The sequence below is a fragment of the Flavobacterium ammonificans genome (assembly GCF_020886115.1).
In the GTDB taxonomy this organism is placed as follows: domain Bacteria; phylum Bacteroidota; class Bacteroidia; order Flavobacteriales; family Flavobacteriaceae; genus Flavobacterium; species Flavobacterium ammonificans.
In genome coordinates, this window is the sequence record NZ_AP025185.1 from 2,284,207 (window position 1) to 2,301,380 (window position 17,174).

Here is a 17,174-nt window from a genome sequence, read left to right on the forward strand (position 1 = left end):
GATCTATCGTCTTCTTTCTTGAAAGTGTTACCAAGGCAACTAACATTCAAGCTCTAGAAAGGAGGTGTTCCAGCCGCACCTTCCGGTACGGCTACCTTGTTACGACTTAGCCCTAGTTACCAGTTTTACCCTAGGCAGCTCCTTGCGGTCACCGACTTCAGGCACCCCCAGCTTCCATGGCTTGACGGGCGGTGTGTACAAGGCCCGGGAACGTATTCACCGGATCATGGCTGATATCCGATTACTAGCGATTCCAGCTTCACGGAGTCGAGTTGCAGACTCCGATCCGAACTGTGACCGGTTTTGTAGATTCGCTCCTGGTCGCCCAGTGGCTGCTCTCTGTACCGGCCATTGTAGCACGTGTGTAGCCCAAGGCGTAAGGGCCGTGATGATTTGACGTCATCCCCACCTTCCTCACAGTTTACACTGGCAGTCTTGTTAGAGTTCCCGACATGACTCGCTGGCAACTAACAACAGGGGTTGCGCTCGTTATAGGACTTAACCTGACACCTCACGGCACGAGCTGACGACAACCATGCAGCACCTTGTAATTTGTCTTGCGAAAGTTCTGTTTCCAAAACGGTCAAACTACATTTAAGCCTTGGTAAGGTTCCTCGCGTATCATCGAATTAAACCACATGCTCCACCGCTTGTGCGGGCCCCCGTCAATTCCTTTGAGTTTCATTCTTGCGAACGTACTCCCCAGGTGGGATACTTATCACTTTCGCTTAGCCACTGAGATTGCTCCCAACAGCTAGTATCCATCGTTTACGGCGTGGACTACCAGGGTATCTAATCCTGTTCGCTACCCACGCTTTCGTCCATCAGCGTCAATCCATTAGTAGTAACCTGCCTTCGCAATTGGTATTCCATGTAATCTCTAAGCATTTCACCGCTACACTACATATTCTAGTTACTTCCTAATAATTCAAGTTTAACAGTATCAATGGCCGTTCCACCGTTGAGCGATGGGCTTTCACCACTGACTTATTAAACCGCCTACGGACCCTTTAAACCCAATGATTCCGGATAACGCTTGGATCCTCCGTATTACCGCGGCTGCTGGCACGGAGTTAGCCGATCCTTATTCTTACAGTACCGTCAAGCTCCCTCACGAGGGAGTGTTTCTTCCTGTACAAAAGCAGTTTACAATCCATAGGACCGTCATCCTGCACGCGGCATGGCTGGATCAGGCTTGCGCCCATTGTCCAATATTCCTCACTGCTGCCTCCCGTAGGAGTCTGGTCCGTGTCTCAGTACCAGTGTGGGGGATCTCCCTCTCAGGACCCCTACCCATCGTCGCCATGGTAAGCCGTTACCTTACCATCTAGCTAATGGGACGCATGCTCATCTTTTACCGTTGGAACTTTAATGTGAAAACCATGCGATTCTCACATACTATGAGGTATTAATCCAAATTTCTCTGGGCTATCCCTCTGTAAAAGGTAGATTGCATACGCGTTACGCACCCGTGCGCCGGTCTCTAGTTCCGAAGAACTATACCCCTCGACTTGCATGTGTTAAGCCTGCCGCTAGCGTTCATCCTGAGCCAGGATCAAACTCTTCATCGTATATTATGCGAAGCAAATAAATTTACTTCTATGTATTATGACAATGATCTAATGGTCTTTTTCGAATCTTACGATTCTATTACTCTTTAATTTGTTTTGAAATCTCTTTCAAAACGGCTGTCAATTCAATATGTCTAGGAACGTGTCTTAATTTTTGTCGCTTATCTCTCAAAGCGGGTGCAAAAGTACAACTTCTTTTTTATCTCGCAAGTATTATTAAAAGTTTTTTAAAGAAAAATTACTTTGGTTTTACTTACTCAATATATTCAAGAACTTGTCCCCTTTTCGGGCCCCGAATTAATCGGGAGGCAAAGATAATTACTTTTTTATCTCTAGCAAATTTTTTAAAGTAAAATTTCTTTTATCTTGTTTGGTTTGCTTTTCAATATTGAAGTAAGAACGTCTGCTTTATTGCGGGGGCAAAAGTACAACCTAAATCCGCTCTCACAAGCTTTTCTATACTTTATTTTTGTTCTTTTTCTTAACTCGCTGATTTAAAGTTTTGTAAATAGTAAATTTTTTTTGAATTCAATTGTTGTAAAGTGGTATTATTGAAATTTACCCAAGATTCGCAGGTTTTTTAACCATATAAGTCATAGAAGTTTGTGAACCATTAAGAAATTAAGGAACATGAAGGAAATTGAATATTGAAATTGTTATAGATATTGCTATTTCTTTTGAACCATATAAGAAATGTAAGGAAATATAAGGTTTTGTGAAATTTGATATTGTTATTGAACTTGGAAAGTTGAACAACGAATGTTGAATTTTGAAATTGAAATTGTTATTGAGATTGTACCCGCGTTAGGGATAGAAGCGGCATCCTTTTTAAAAGGAGACTGAGGAACTCGAAGTCCACTTTTAAAAAGATACAGCGGATAGCCCGACCTGAAAGGGAACGCCCCAATTCGACAAGCTTAATTTGAAGTGAATGAATTAATAAACTAAACAGCAGCCAAAACCTCAATCAAATAATCAACATCTTCCTTAGTATTATAATGACTAAAAGAAATGCGCAAACTTGGCTTTGCCAAATCATCTGACGAAAGTATTTCTGTTAAGACGTGAGAAGCACTAGTACTCCCCGACTGACAAGCACTTCCGCGCGACACAGCTATCCCTTTCATATCTAAATGAAACAACAACATAGCTGCCTTGTCTTCCGGAAGCGGCAGAACAACATTAATAATATTATAAAAACCATTTTCTGAACCAATAACTTTAGAATCAGGAAATACTTGGGCTAATTGACTAACACAATAGCGCTTTAAATCTAAAATAGCCGCTCTTTCGACCTCTAAACTTGCATACGCCATCTCTAAAGCTTTTGCCATTCCCGCAATTTGGTAAACCGATTCGGTACCTCCACGCATTCCTTTTTCTTGTTCACCACCTAAAAGCAAGGGCTGTAATCCAGAGTTTTTACGAATGAAAGCAAATCCAATTCCTTTTGGACCATGAAACTTATGAGCACTAGCAGAAATAAAATCAATAGGCAAAGCTTTTAAATCAATTTCCGTCTTACCAACAGATTGAACGGTATCCGAATGAAAAAGGGCATTGTGTTCTTTACAGATAGTTACAACTCGTTCTAGATCCAAAACCACTCCTACTTCATTATTCACATGCATCAAACTCACTAAAGTTTTTACTTCTTGAGAAAGCAATTCGGCTAAATGCGTCATATCAATGCTGCCATCCGATTTAATGTTTACAAAATCAACTTGGATGCCAAATTCATTTTGCAAAGCCAAAACAGGATACAATACTGCATGATGTTCTATTTTAGTGGTAATAATTCGCTTAACCTGTAAATCTCTTACCGCTGAACGTAAAATCCAGTTGTTGGCTTCAGTTCCTGAAGATGTAAAAAAGATTTCTGAACCTACCACATTAAGTTGTTTTGCAATTGACTTACGAGCAAGTTCCAAAGCACTTTTGGCATTCCGCCCAAAACTATGTGTTGAGGAAGGATTTCCGTAATCTTCAGTCATTAATCTTGTAATCTCTTGAATTACTTCGGGGCGAATTGCAGTGGTTGATGCGTTGTCTAAATATACTTTCTTCATGAAGGCAAATTTATAAAATATCTTTATAAATAGTACGAAGGCAATCATTAAATATCGATTTTTTGACTAATTTTGAACCAAATTTTTGAATAATGAAAAAAATATGGTCTGGGATTTTAATCGCTCTTCTGTTTAGTAATTGCAGCGATGGAGATTTATCTCAAGAGGTAATTAGTTTTGATTCTGTTGCGACTCAGAGTTGTACAAATAATGGAATTATATACAAAATAAAAGGACAAGAGGCTTTATTGATTCAAATTCCATCTACCTCTTTCACAAATGAACCTACTGCGACAGGAAGCCCAACAATTATAGATATCAATAGTACAAATCGTGTGGTATACCGCTTTTATAATGGCGCTATTTCAAGTAGTATGTTTTGCGAAACAATTCCACCTTCTTCCCCAACAGTTAGTGACGAATGGATTGCTACTGCAGGAAAAATCCATATAACTACTACCGCTGTAAAAACTACCAATGCCACTACAGGTCGAACATCAATTACTGGTTACAACCATAATATAGTATTTAAAAACATCACATTTGCCAAACAAAACGGGACCCAAGTTTATGAAACTTTTGCGTTTGGAGATTACGGCCAGGTAATAAGTCCATTGACTATAGGTTTCGATGAAACTCTAGAACAATGCACAACTACAAAACAAATCTACAATTATAATAGCGGAGAAGCCATTACACTTGATAATATAGACTCTAATTTGATTCAAAATCAAATTACTCCACTTAACAGTCCGCGAACTGCACTTCTTGGAACCACAAACAATAAACTAACCTATCGTTTATATACTAACGGAGTATTAACCCCAAGCTATTTTTGTACACCCACTCTACCAACAGTTCCGGCTATTAGTCAAGAATGGATTGCAGAGGCTGGCGTTGCCAATGTGAAAGGAATAATAGAGGTGACAACTACCAATGTATTAAATTCTTTCACCCATCGTATCGTTTTAAAGAAAGCAACTCTTGTAAAAGGACGTAATAATTTTACCCTTGGCGACAGCCACCTATTAGGAGAATTAATTACCACCAATTAAGACCTTTATATACATCTAAAGTAACATAAAAAAAACGCCTGTATTTTAATCAAAATACAGGCGTTTTTCGTTAGTAATTGAAAACTAAAAACCTTAGATTATTGTTTCGTATTTTGTTTTATATACACCTCTGTTGCACCCAAACCATATTTTTGATAATTGGCATCTTGGAACAAAATGTTATCATATCGCCCTAACAAAAAATCCAATTCTGCTTTCAAAACTCCTTCACCTACACCATGTATAAAAACGATTTTTGGTATTCTATTTCGAATAGCAAATTCAAGATGTCGCTTGGCAGTTTCTGATTGCAACGTTAAGATGTCATAATTAGACATTCCGCGTTTATTAGGAACCAATTTTTCGATGTGTAAATCGAATTCCGGAACGCCAACTTCTCGTTTTTCTTTACGCTCTTTTACAAAACTTCGTGGTTTTGGTATCTCTTTTTCTTTTTTTATCTCACCTGAATTAAAACTTCTAATAGAATTCATTAAGTTACTGGAATTGTTTATCTTAATTAATTCATTGACAAAAAATGTCATCACAAATCCGTCTGTAGATTCAATAGTAACTTGACCCCCATTGACTGACAACACTACTCCATTTACAGCTTCGTCTAAAACTGAAACTTCATCTCCTTTACTGAACATTTTCTTCGTTTTTATCTTGACTTTTACTTGGCGTTTTAGCACTCACACGCATCATCCCATACATAAAAATAACGATGGCTCCAGCCATAATATAGACATTTCCATCTGTCTTTTGTTGCTCAAAAAAGGCAATCAAAATGGCAACAAGCATCATCGGAATAATAATTTTCTTCATCATAAATAATTTGGCTATTCAAAAGTAAACAATTTAAAATAGCATCAAATTATTTCCTCAAGCATTGTGTTTTTTTTTGTAAAATTGTAAAAACAAATTTGCTTTGGATATAGAAAATTTAATGATTCCGTGTATCAGTAAAACACTCTTTGGAATAGAGTGTTTGGGCTGTGGTTTTCAGCGTGGACTATTACTTCTTGTTCAAGGAAATTATAGAGCGGCATTTGAAATGTATCCAGCTATTTACTCTTCACTTATTCTTATATTCTTAATTGGATTACACTACATTGATACAAAGAGAAATTATAAATCAGTACTACTAACATTTGCTATAATAACTATTCTATTTATGATTGGAGGTTATTACTACAAGCACTTTTATTAATAACGTTACTAAAAATTACGTTTTGCCAACTAAACTCTAAATCAATTTTAGAACTAATCCATAAAAAATCACAATTACTCCAATAAAGCAGTAGAAATTATTCAATATTCTTTAGTAAAACAACTACTTTTACATCACAATAACAGAATCCATTATTAGTTGTGATACACAATCAGATTATACAAAACATACAGCTGTTGAAAAATGATTTTTCAACTAGCTATAGTATTAAAACGAAAACAGAGATTTTCACAGAAAAGCTATTTTACACCTTGTTTGATGGCAACGCTTCGCTTGAAGAAAGTATTGCTGAACTTGAAATTCTATTCAAAGAAATCTCTTCAATAGCTTGTCATAAACCAAATGATTTGTGTGATAGCATTTGGGAAAAATACCTTGCAACCTTGCCATCTGTTCTTGAAAAGTTGAATCAAGATGCGCGCTATATTTTGGAAAATGATCCTGCTTCAAATAGTTTGGAAGAAGTATATTTGGCCTATCCAGGCTTTTATGCTATTGCAATTTATAGATTAAGTCATGAATTGTATGCATTAGACTTACTATTGTTTTCGCGCTTAATGAGTGAATATGCACACCGAATTACAGGAACTGATATTCATGCAGGCGCGACAATAGCATCGCCTTTCTTTATAGATCATGCAACTGGAATTGTGATTGGAGAAACCACAGTAATTGAAAAAAATGTTAAGATTTACCAAGGAGTAACACTTGGTGCATTGAGCATAACGAAAGAAATGAAAAATTCAAAGCGACATCCTACTGTCGAAGAAGACGTTTGCATTTATGCTAATGCCACTATTTTAGGCGGTACTACAATTATTGGAAAAGGGAGTATCATTGGAGGAAATTCATGGGTAACCAAGTCTATTCCAGCAAATTCAATTGTGACCAATACCACTACCACAGAAGTTAAAGTTAAAGAGAAAAAATAATATGGAACCAAAGCAACTTATCGAATTAATTGGTAACACTCCTTTAGTTATTAGTAGAAATTTGATCCAAAATCCCAATGTACAGTTACTATTAAAACTTGAAGGAAATAATCCTGGCGGGAGTGTAAAAGATCGCGCTGCCTACAATATGATAGCTTCGGCAATAGAGCGTGGTGAAATAAAAAAAGGAGACAAATTAATCGAAGCAACTAGTGGTAATACGGGAATTGCCTTAGCTATGATTGCTCAACTTTTTGACATAGAAATCGAATTGGTTTTACCTGAGAATTCGACTAAAGAGCGCACTCAAACCATGTTAGCTTACGGGGCTAAAGTGACTCAAACACCCGCTAGTACTGGAATCATTGGTTCGCGAGATTACGCACTAAAAAAAATGGAAGAAGGTGGCTATGTTATGCTCAATCAGTTTGCCAATGACGACAATTGGAAAGCACATTATAAAACGACTGGTCCAGAAATTTGGAGAGATACTAATAAAACCGTAACTCATTTTGTAGCTACAATGGGAACCACCGGAACCATTATGGGTACTTCAACTTATTTAAAAGAACAAAATAACAACATTCAAATTATTGGTGTTCAGCCAAGTGAAGGTTCGCAAATTCCCGGTATTAGAAAGTGGCCGCAAGAGTATTTACCAAAAATTTATGACGCCTCAAAAGTGGATACCATAATGGAAGTAAGCGAATTGGAAGCCCGAGAAATGACTCAACGTCTTGCCAAAGAAGAAGGTATTTTTGCAGGAATGAGTAGCGGAGGATCTGTTGCTACAGCAATTAAAATTGCCAATCAATTAGAATCCGGTGTTGTAGTAGCAATAATTTGTGACCGTGGCGATCGTTATTTATCATCCGATTTATTTGATTAACTTTTGAAAGCAAATGAAAATTAAAAAATTAGTTTCACATTATTTACTTCTTTTATTACTAATTGGTATGACAGAAAAATCAATCGCTCAAGATTGGGCCAACTTATCCAAATACGAATCAGAAAACAAAAGTTTACAACCAAAGAAATCTGGAGAAAAAAGGATTGTTCTGATGGGGGATTCAATTACAGAATTTTGGTTGAAAATTCAGTCTGATTTTTTTAGTAACAAACCTTATTATATTGGTAGAGGTATTAGTGGACAAACTACACCGCAGATGTTGGTTCGTTTTAGGCAAGATGTCATCAATTTACAACCCGATGTGGTGGTAATCTTAGCTGGGGTAAATGATATTGCTGGAAATACAGGACCTACAACCAATGAAAAAATTGTGGGAAATATTATTTCGATGATTGAATTAGCTCATGCCAATAAAATAAAAGTAATCCTTTGTTCTGTTTTACCTGCAGCTAATTTTAATTGGAGACCTAATGACAAAGCGGCACAAACCATAGTGGAATTGAACCAGCTTATTGCTAATTATGCCAATACAAATACTATTCCTTATGTTGATTACCATACCATTATGGCTGACACTCAAAATGGCCTTCCAAAAGAATATTCTGAGGATGGTGTTCATCCTAATTTGAAGGGCTACCAAACGATGTCGCCTTTGTTAGAAAAAGCAATAAATGATGTTTTAAAAAGTTAATTTCAGTATAATATTAAATTTATATTAAAAAAGCGAAATTTTAAAGTTTCGCTTTTTTCTTTATTCGAACCTTGTGTAACAAATGTTACTGTAGCTGTTTACAACAAATTCTATATTTGCATTAAAATTAAAATTACTTTATTTAAGTTTAATAGCATGACTTTGGAGAAAATCATTAAAGAGACGAATTGCACTATTGTAGATGTGCGCTCTCACGAAGAATTTATGGGTGGACATGTTGCTAATTCAATCAACATTCCGTTACAAACGATACCGGCACGAATCGAAGAATTGAAAGGTTTAAATGCTCCTTTAGTACTATGTTGTGCCTCAGGAAACAGAAGTGGTCAAGCGCAATATTTTCTTTCTCAACATGGGCTAGATTGCCATAATGGAGGTTCTTGGCTCGAAGTAAATTACTATCAATCAAAATAAGAAATATGATCTCATTATTAAAAAAGATTTTCGGATTAGGACCAACTGTAAATTATGCTGAGTTGGTACAACAAGGTGCTATTATTATAGACGTACGTTCAAAAGCTGAGTTTACAGGCGGACATATTAAAGGTGCAATCAATATTCCAGTAAATGTTTTGAGCAATCAACTAGGTCAATTGAAAGACAAAAACAAAACGATTATCACCTGTTGTGCTTCTGGTATGAGAAGTGCATCTGCAAAAAGCATTTTAAAGTCGAACGGATTTACATCGGTTCATAACGGTGGCGGTTGGTCTAGTTTACAATCTAAATTGTAACCCCTACTTTTCAAAAATTAAAGCTTTCCAAATTGGGAGGCTTTTTTTGTTTTTAATATACAATTAGATTTTTGTTGATAATTAACCATTATTCTTGATAAAACAAGGTGAACAATTCATAAAAACGTTTGTAGCAACCCTAAATTAAAATTACATTTGCAATAGTTTAACTTTTACACTTAAAATGAAGCCTAACACACAACAATTAAACGATTTAACTATCCAAGTTAGAAGAGATATTCTTCGAATGGTACACGCTGTCAATTCAGGTCATCCTGGAGGATCTTTAGGTTGTACTGAATTTTTAGTAGCCTTGTACCAAAATTTAATGGAACGAAAAGAAGGTTTTAATATGGACGGAATTGGAGAAGATCTTTTCTTCCTTTCTAACGGACATATTTCTCCTGTTTTTTATAGCGTTTTAGCTAGAAGTGGATATTTCCCTGTAGCTGAATTAGCTACTTTCCGTTTAATCAATTGCAGATTGCAAGGTCACCCAACCACTCATGATGGCTTACCTGGTATTCGCATGGCATCTGGCTCTCTTGGACAAGGATTATCAGTTGGTATTGGTGCGGCTCAGGCCAAAAAACTTAACAATGACAAACATCTTGTTTACACACTGCACGGAGATGGTGAATTACAAGAAGGCCAAAACTGGGAGGCAATCATGTATGCTTCTGCTAAAAAAGTAGATAACCTTATTGCTACCATTGACGTTAATGGAAAACAGATTGACGGTACTACTGACGAAGTGTTGTGTATGGGTAGTTTGAAAGCTAAATTTGAAGCTTTTGATTGGGATGTACTAGAAATCAAAGAAGGAAATAATCTAGAAGCAATTATTGCGGGTATGAATGATGCAAAATCTAGAACTGGAAAAGGAAAACCAGTTTGTGTTTTATTGCATACCGAAATGGGGAATGGCGTTGATTTTATGATGCATACACATGCTTGGCATGGAAAAGCTCCAAATGATGCCCAATTAGAGCAAGCATTAGCTCAAAATACTTCAACACTAGCTGATTACTAATAACTACACAACAAATGAAGAAATATACAAATACAGGAAGTAAAGATACTCGTTCAGGTTTTGGAGCGGGAATGACTGAACTAGGTCAAAAAAATGAAAATGTTGTGGCACTTTGTGCTGACTTAATTGGATCATTAAAATTTGACGATTTCAAAAAGAATCATCCAGAACGTTTTTTCCAAATTGGAATTGCAGAAGCCAATATGATTGGAATTGCAGCGGGATTAACCATTGGAGGTAAAATTCCTTTTACAGGAACTTTCGCTAGTTTCTCTACAGGACGTGTTTACGATCAAATTCGTCAATCAGTAGCGTATGCAGATAAAAATGTGAAAATTTGTGCTTCACATGCTGGATTAACTCTTGGGGAAGATGGTGCAACTCACCAAATATTAGAAGATATTGGATTAATGAAAATGTTGCCTGGAATGACCGTAATCAACACTTGTGATTACAACCAAACGAAAGCAGCTACATTAGCTTTAGCCGATCATCATGGTCCTGCTTACTTGCGTTTTGGACGTCCAGTAGTACCTAATTTTACTCCTGCTGACGAACCATTTGTTATTGGCAAAGCTATACTTTTAAATGAAGGTACAGATGTAACTATTGTTGCAACAGGTCACTTAGTTTGGGAAGCATTAGTTGCAGCTGAGGCTTTAGAAGCTAAAGGAATTTCTGCCGAAGTAATCAACATTCATACAATTAAACCATTAGATGAAGAAGCGATTTTGAAATCATTGGCAAAAACAAAATGTATCGTTACTGCTGAAGAGCATAATATTTTAGGAGGTTTAGGCGAAAGTGTTTCTAGAGTCTTAGCCTTACACCACCCTGCTCCTCAAGAATTTGTTGCAGTAAATGATAGTTTTGGAGAATCAGGAACTCCTGAGCAATTAATGGAAAAATACAAGCTAAACAATCAAGCTATTGTTGCTGCTGTTGAGAAAGTGATCAAGAGAAAATAAATCAATCCTATTTATATTTAAATCCCTAGTTAAATCAACTAGGGATTTTTTTTGTATTTTTAATTACAAATAATTTTAAAATGAAACTCGAACTTTACCAAATAGATGCTTTTACCAATCAAATTTTCGGTGGAAATCCAGCCTGTGTAGTCCCCTTACAAGAATGGTTACCTGATGCCGTTTTGTTGCAAATTGCAAAAGAGAATGCGGTGGCTGAAACTGCTTTTTTTATTCCGAAAGACAACCAATTTCAATTACGTTGGTTTACTCCTGATATCGAAATGGATTTGTGTGGACACGCTACTTTGGCAACTGCCCATGCATTGAAAACTATTTTAAATCATAAAGAGAATAGCATTGTATTTGAGACATTAAGTGGAGACTTAACAGTAACGGTTGAAGGAGAGTTTTACACCTTAGATTTCCCCTCCAGAATGCCTATACCTGATGAATTACCACAAATCATTTCTCAATCATTGAGTATACAACCTAAGGAAGTTTTAAAATCAAGAGATTATGTATTAGTGTTTGAGTCGGAAGAGGATATTAAAAACATCCATATCAATCGTTCCATTATTGACCAAATTAACTTGGATCCAGGAGGATTAATTATAACTGCAAAAGGGACAAATTCTGATTTTGTATCACGATTTTTTACACCACAATCTACACATTTTGAGGATCCAGTAACGGGATCGGCACATTGTAGTTTAATACCTTATTGGGCTAAAGAATTGAATAAAACAAATTTAGAAGCATTCCAACTATCAGATCGGGTTGGACATTTGTATTGCGAATACCATGGAAATCGAGTAAAAATAAGCGGTCAAGCCAAGACGTATTCTGTGGGCCATTTCTGGATAGACTAATAAAAAGGCTAAGATTATTACTCTTAGCCTTTTTATCTTTAAGTATTTACTTCAATATTTGAGCAGCATGTGCTTTGGTTTTAACCTCAGAAATTACATCTTCGATAATACCATTTTCATCAATAACAAATGTAGTTCTGTGAATTCCATCATATTCTTTACCCATGAATTTCTTTGGACCCCAAACTCCAAAAGCTTGAATTACTGATTTATCTTCATCAGCTAAAAGCGGAAATTGAAAATCATATTTTTCTTTGAATTTAGCCTGTGCTTTCTGAGCATCAGCACTAACTCCCAAAAGAGCATAATTATTGGCTTGAAAACGTTCAAAATTATCTCTCAAATCACAAGCTTCAGCTGTACAACCTGGTGTATTGGCTTTTGGATAAAAGAAAACTACTAATTTTTTACCTTTATAATCTGTTAATTGATGTGATTTCCCATCTTGATCTACACCAGAAAATTGTGGTGCTTGATCTCCAATCTTTAATGTTGTCATATTTAATTGTGTTGAATAATTCAAATTGTGTTATTTTTACAGGAATAAAAGTACAAAAATGAACAAACAGGAACGGGTAACATTTGTTATAAATACGTTAAAAGAATTATATCCAACAATTCCAATTCCGCTAGATCATAAAGATCCTTACACTTTATTAATAGCCGTTTTACTTTCAGCACAATGTACAGATGTTCGGGTAAACCAAATCACGCCTCTTTTATTTGCAAAAGCAGATAATCCTTACGATATGGTGAAATTAACTGTAGAAGAGATTAAAGAAATCATTCGTCCTTGCGGCTTATCGCCTATGAAATCTAAAGGCATTTATGGCTTATCGCAAATACTAATTGAAAAGTACAATGGAGAAGTTCCTCAAAGTTTTGAAGATTTAGAAGAGCTCCCAGCTGTTGGACACAAAACAGCTAGTGTAGTGATGTCTCAAGCTTTTGGTGTACCAGCATTTCCTGTGGACACACACATTCATCGCTTGATGTACCGTTGGAATTTAACCACCGGAAAAAATGTAGTACAAACGGAGAAAGATGCCAAACGTATTTTCCCTGAGGAATTATGGAATGATTTGCATTTACAGATTATTTGGTACGGAAGAGAATATTCGCCTGCAAGAGGTTGGGATATCGAAAAAGATATCATTACTAAAACTATTGGACGTAAATCCGTATTTAGTAAAAAGTAAAAACACTTTTACTATTGTATTCGTAAAAGTGTTTTTAATTTAGTTAGCTATAATTTCAAAAGCAAGCTGCTCCGTTTGGATAACTTTTAAAGCTTTTGAGTAGTTCAACAAGAAAGAAATAACTTCTTTCTTTGGTTTCATTTTTGGAGCAACAAATGTTTTTTTAGAGTAGATTTTTGCCATAGTTTACATTTACAATTTAAAATATAACGACAAAAACTACAAAATAGTATTTAGTTAGTTAAAATTATTTGATGTTTATCGATGACTTTTCGCAAATTAATTACTGCATACCGCATTCTTCCTAAAGCGGTATTAATACTCACTCCAGTGGCTTCTGAAATTTCCTTAAAACTCATATCTTGGTACAAACGCATCATCAAAACTTCTTTTTGATCATCGGGTAATTCCTTTACTATTTGACGTAAATCTTTTGTAACCTGATCTGAAATCAACTTATTCTCTATTGTTAATGAATCGTCTGTCATTACTGAAAAAATAGAAAACTCTTCGGTCTCTCTATACAACGGCATTTTTTTATTATGACGAAAATGATCTACAATCAAATTGTGAGCAATTCGCATCACCCAAGGAAGAAATTTACCTTCTTCGTTGTAAGCATTCGATTTCAAAGTTCGAATCACTTTAATAAATGTATCTTGAAAAATGTCGTCAGCTAAGTCTCGATCTCCAACTTTGGAATAGATAAAACCAAAAATTCGAGATTGGTGTCTTTTAATTAGTGTTTCTAAAGCAGCTTCATTGCCAGAAATGTAGGAATTAACCAATGCAGCATCATCAATAGTGGGAATAGCCATATTTTACCTTTTAGAGGGTTTGTAATTTTAAAAAATGTTCTAAAAAGTAAAATTGTTAAATAGGCGTTTTGTTTTATCAATGATTTAATTTTCAAATTTAATTTATTTTTGTCAGAATATCCAAATAAAAGGTGATAATTTAAAAAGTAGCTTTCCATGAAGGCGTTTAGATCTGAGAAAACTATTGCATTATTGCTCATAAAAATAGCTAATTAGCTCTAGTGGAAGTAGTATTACTAAGTTGAAAAATGCTTACTTTTGTTAAAATTTAAAGTCGTATGCCAATTGACATTGCCAAACTAGATCCAAAGAAAAATATCATCATAAAAGGAGCACAAGTACATAATCTCAAAAATGTAGATGTTGCTATTCCACGAAACAAATTAGTAGTAATAACAGGGCTTTCCGGATCTGGAAAATCAAGTTTAGCATTTGATACTTTGTATGCAGAAGGACAACGTCGTTATGTAGAAAGTTTATCTTCTTATGCACGTCAATTTCTTGGTCGATTGGACAAACCTAAAGTTGAATATATTAAAGGAATTGCACCCGCTATTGCTATCGAACAAAAAGTTAACACAACTAATGCCCGTTCTACTGTTGGGACCTCTACGGAAATTTACGATTACATCAAATTATTATATGCACGTGTAGGGCGAACTTTTTCTCCAATATCTGGAAATGAAGTCAAAAAAAATTCGGTAACTGATGTTGTTTCAGATGTCAAACAATTTGATTTAGATAGCAAATGGTTACTCCTTGCTCCTATTCATTTAGAAAAAGGCCGAAAACTAGAAGACAAACTGAACGTCTTGTTACAGCAAGGTTTTTCTCGAATTTTAGTCGATGGCGAAATGGTTCGTTTAGACGATTTACCAAAAGGTTTGAACAAAAAAGAACTTTTTCTTATAATTGATCGAATTGTAGTTAAAGACGAAGAAGAGTTTTATAACCGATTAGCCGATGCGGTTCAAACGGCATTCTTTGAAGGTAAAGGCGAATGCTATTTGCAAGAATTAAACTCAGATAAACGTTTTACCTATTCCAATAATTTTGAGCTAGACGGCATTTCTTTTTTAGAACCCAATGTGCATTTGTTTAGCTTTAATAACCCTTACGGAGCTTGTCCGGTATGCGAAGGTTATGGAAACATCATTGGTATTGACTCTGAATTGGTTGTACCCAATACTAGTCTTTCTATTTTTGAAAATGCTATTTTTCCTTGGCGAGGCGAAAGTATGAGTTGGTTCAGAGATGAATTAGTCAAAAATGCGTACAAATTTGACTTTCCAATCCACAAACCTTTTTTCGAATTGACCGAAGAGCAAAAAGAAGTAGTTTGGACAGGAAATCAATATTTTCAGGGACTTAATGACTTTTTTAAAGAATTAGAAGAGAAAAATTATAAGATTCAAAATCGCGTGATGTTGTCACGTTATAGAGGAAAAACCAAATGTAATTCTTGTAAAGGAAAACGTTTACGAATTGAAGCCTCCTATGTTAAAATTAATGGTAAGACTGTTTCAGATTTAGTCGATTTACCTATTCGCCATTTGGTTGAATTCTTTAAAAACATCGAACTCAACGAATACGAAAAACAAATTGCCAAACGACTTTTAATCGAAATCAATAATCGTTTGTCTTTTTTAACTGAAGTTGGTTTGGATTATCTAACGCTAAATAGAAATTCAGCAACCCTTTCTGGTGGAGAATCACAGCGTATTAATTTAGCAACTTCACTAGGAAGTAGTTTGGTAGGATCAATGTATATATTAGATGAGCCAAGTATTGGTTTACATCCTAAAGACACTGAACGCCTAATTAAAGTTCTGTTGTCGTTACGAGATTTAGGCAATACTGTAATTGTGGTAGAACATGATGAAGATATAATGAAAGCTGCAGATATGATAATCGATATCGGACCTGAAGCTGGAACACATGGAGGAAATTTAGTAGCACAAGGAACGTATAATGAAATTCTACAATCGGATTCTTTAACTTCTCAATATTTGAATGGAAATTTAGAAATTTCGGTTCCCAAAAAACGCAGACCTTTTAAGAATTTCATCGAAATCAAAGGCGCCCGTGAAAATAATTTACAAAATATAGATGTTACTTTACCACTTGACGTATTAACTGTAATTACAGGTGTTTCTGGTAGTGGCAAAAGTACTTTGGTTAAAAAGATTTTGTTTCCTGCAATGCAAAAGAAGCTAGATAATATTGGTGAAAAAGCTGGGCAATTTACCGAAATGACAGGTTCGTTTTCGCATATCAAACATATTGAATATGTAGATCAAAATCCCATAGGAAGAAGTTCGCGTTCGAATCCTGTGACTTATATCAAGGCTTATGATGATATTCGGGATTTGTATGCCAAAGAAAAACTTTCTAAAGTTAGAGGATACCAAGCCAAACATTTTTCTTTCAATGTAGATGGGGGTCGTTGTGAAACTTGTAAAGGAGAAGGTACAATTAATGTAGAAATGGTTTTTATGGCCGATGTACAATTGCATTGTGAAACTTGTAACGGAAAACGTTTCAAAAAAGAAGTATTGGAAGTGGCTTTTGAAGGCAAAAACATCCACGATATTTTAACAATGACAATTGATGATGCCATTGCCTTTTTTGCAAAATACAATCAGAATAAAATCAATCAAAAATTACAACCCTTACAAGATGTTGGATTGGGATACGTTCAGTTAGGACAGTCTTCTTCCACTCTCTCTGGTGGTGAAGCACAGCGAATTAAGTTGGCCTCATTCTTAGTTAAGGGAGCTACTAAAGACAAAGCGCTGTTTGTATTTGACGAACCTACAACTGGTTTGCATTTTCACGATATCAAAAAATTATTAGCTTCTTTCGACGCTTTAATCGAAAAAGGACATTCAATTATTGTTATAGAACACAACTTAGACCTTATCAAATGCGCAGATTGGGTAATTGATTTGGGGCCAGAGGGTGGTGAAAATGGTGGAAAGTTACTTGGTGCAGGAACACCTGAAGACTTGGTGAAAATGAAAAAATCTAGTACAGCAACCTACTTACAAGAGAAATTATAAAACGAATA

Annotated in this window: 18 protein-coding genes and 1 rRNA gene; 12 read left to right on the forward strand and 7 right to left on the reverse strand. The window is 35.5% G+C overall.

Annotated features, from left to right (window positions below):
- Window positions 1-57: 57 nt before the first annotated feature.
- Window positions 58-1,571, reverse strand: a 16S ribosomal RNA gene (locus LPC20_RS10160).
- Between the two features lie 944 nt (window positions 1,572-2,515).
- Window positions 2,516-3,640 (reverse strand): cysteine desulfurase family protein, encoded by a 1,125-nt coding sequence (locus LPC20_RS10165; RefSeq protein ID WP_229325055.1) that lies wholly within the window; start codon window positions 3,638-3,640, stop codon window positions 2,516-2,518.
- Window positions 3,641-3,732: 92 nt separating this feature from the next.
- On the opposite strand from LPC20_RS10165, the gene LPC20_RS10170 reads away from it, so the two are divergent.
- Window positions 3,733-4,695 carry a hypothetical protein gene (locus LPC20_RS10170; protein WP_229325057.1) on the forward strand — a complete coding sequence of 321 codons (963 nt, stop codon included), beginning with the start codon at window positions 3,733-3,735 and terminating at the stop codon, window positions 4,693-4,695.
- Window positions 4,696-4,793: 98 nt separating this feature from the next.
- Here the strand turns inward: LPC20_RS10170 and LPC20_RS10175 are convergent, their stop codons facing one another.
- Entirely contained in the window at window positions 4,794-5,348 is a 555-nt protein-coding gene (locus tag LPC20_RS10175; protein WP_229325059.1) for a Smr/MutS family protein, read from the reverse strand.
- On the reverse strand, window positions 5,338-5,526 hold the full coding sequence (locus LPC20_RS10180) for a hypothetical protein (protein WP_229325061.1): 189 nt from the start codon (window positions 5,524-5,526) through the stop codon (window positions 5,338-5,340). Before LPC20_RS10180 ends, LPC20_RS10175 begins: the two co-directional genes overlap by 11 nt.
- Window positions 5,527-5,644: 118 nt before the next feature.
- Between LPC20_RS10180 and LPC20_RS10185 the strand changes: the two genes are divergently transcribed.
- The 9 genes from LPC20_RS10185 (at window position 5,645) to LPC20_RS10225 (ending at window position 12,087) form a co-directional block, all read left to right on the forward strand.
- The gene (locus LPC20_RS10185; protein ID WP_229325063.1) at window positions 5,645-5,908 is read left to right on the forward strand and encodes a DUF2752 domain-containing protein; all 264 of its coding nucleotides are present in this window, start codon (window positions 5,645-5,647) and stop codon (window positions 5,906-5,908) included.
- A gap of 197 nt (window positions 5,909-6,105) precedes the next feature.
- The gene (gene epsC / locus LPC20_RS10190) at window positions 6,106-6,861 is read left to right on the forward strand and encodes a serine O-acetyltransferase EpsC (RefSeq protein WP_420827826.1); all 756 of its coding nucleotides are present in this window, start codon (window positions 6,106-6,108) and stop codon (window positions 6,859-6,861) included.
- A gap of 1 nt (window position 6,862) precedes the next feature.
- On the forward strand, window positions 6,863-7,750 hold the full coding sequence (gene cysM / locus LPC20_RS10195) for a cysteine synthase CysM (protein ID WP_229325066.1): 888 nt from the start codon (window positions 6,863-6,865) through the stop codon (window positions 7,748-7,750).
- 13 nt (window positions 7,751-7,763) lie between these two features.
- Entirely contained in the window at window positions 7,764-8,462 is a 699-nt protein-coding gene (locus LPC20_RS10200) for an SGNH/GDSL hydrolase family protein (RefSeq protein ID WP_229325068.1), read from the forward strand.
- A 156-nt stretch (window positions 8,463-8,618) separates the two neighbouring features.
- Window positions 8,619-8,897 (forward strand): rhodanese-like domain-containing protein, encoded by a 279-nt coding sequence (locus LPC20_RS10205; protein ID WP_229325070.1) that lies wholly within the window; start codon window positions 8,619-8,621, stop codon window positions 8,895-8,897.
- Window positions 8,898-8,902: 5 nt separating this feature from the next.
- Window positions 8,903-9,217, forward strand: coding sequence for a rhodanese-like domain-containing protein (locus tag LPC20_RS10210; RefSeq protein ID WP_229325072.1), 315 nt, complete (start codon window positions 8,903-8,905; stop codon window positions 9,215-9,217).
- A gap of 184 nt (window positions 9,218-9,401) precedes the next feature.
- Entirely contained in the window at window positions 9,402-10,250 is an 849-nt protein-coding gene (locus tag LPC20_RS10215) for a transketolase (protein ID WP_229325074.1), read from the forward strand.
- Window positions 10,251-10,264: 14 nt separating this feature from the next.
- Window positions 10,265-11,218: a transketolase family protein gene (locus tag LPC20_RS10220; RefSeq protein WP_229325077.1), complete on the forward strand. Its 954-nt coding sequence runs from the start codon at window positions 10,265-10,267 to the stop codon at window positions 11,216-11,218.
- An 80-nt stretch (window positions 11,219-11,298) separates the two neighbouring features.
- Window positions 11,299-12,087 carry a PhzF family phenazine biosynthesis protein gene (locus LPC20_RS10225; protein ID WP_229325079.1) on the forward strand — a complete coding sequence of 263 codons (789 nt, stop codon included), beginning with the start codon at window positions 11,299-11,301 and terminating at the stop codon, window positions 12,085-12,087.
- Between the two features lie 46 nt (window positions 12,088-12,133).
- Here LPC20_RS10225 and bcp read toward each other — a convergent pair whose 3' ends face one another.
- Entirely contained in the window at window positions 12,134-12,586 is a 453-nt protein-coding gene (bcp, locus tag LPC20_RS10230) for a thioredoxin-dependent thiol peroxidase (protein ID WP_229325081.1), read from the reverse strand.
- A gap of 58 nt (window positions 12,587-12,644) precedes the next feature.
- Between bcp and LPC20_RS10235 the strand changes: the two genes are divergently transcribed.
- Window positions 12,645-13,286 (forward strand): endonuclease III domain-containing protein, encoded by a 642-nt coding sequence (locus tag LPC20_RS10235; protein ID WP_229325083.1) that lies wholly within the window; start codon window positions 12,645-12,647, stop codon window positions 13,284-13,286.
- A 39-nt stretch (window positions 13,287-13,325) separates the two neighbouring features.
- On the opposite strand, the gene LPC20_RS10240 is transcribed toward LPC20_RS10235, so the two are convergent.
- Together LPC20_RS10240 and LPC20_RS10245 are read right to left on the reverse strand one after the other, a co-directional pair.
- Entirely contained in the window at window positions 13,326-13,469 is a 144-nt protein-coding gene (locus LPC20_RS10240) for a hypothetical protein (RefSeq protein WP_229325085.1), read from the reverse strand.
- Between the two features lie 50 nt (window positions 13,470-13,519).
- Window positions 13,520-14,104 carry a sigma-70 family RNA polymerase sigma factor gene (locus LPC20_RS10245; RefSeq protein ID WP_229325087.1) on the reverse strand — a complete coding sequence of 195 codons (585 nt, stop codon included), beginning with the start codon at window positions 14,102-14,104 and terminating at the stop codon, window positions 13,520-13,522.
- 278 nt (window positions 14,105-14,382) lie between these two features.
- Here LPC20_RS10245 and uvrA point away from each other — a divergent pair, with 278 nt between their 5' ends.
- Window positions 14,383-17,166 (forward strand): excinuclease ABC subunit UvrA, encoded by a 2,784-nt coding sequence (gene uvrA / locus LPC20_RS10250; protein WP_229325088.1) that lies wholly within the window; start codon window positions 14,383-14,385, stop codon window positions 17,164-17,166.
- Window positions 17,167-17,174: the final 8 nt, after the last annotated feature.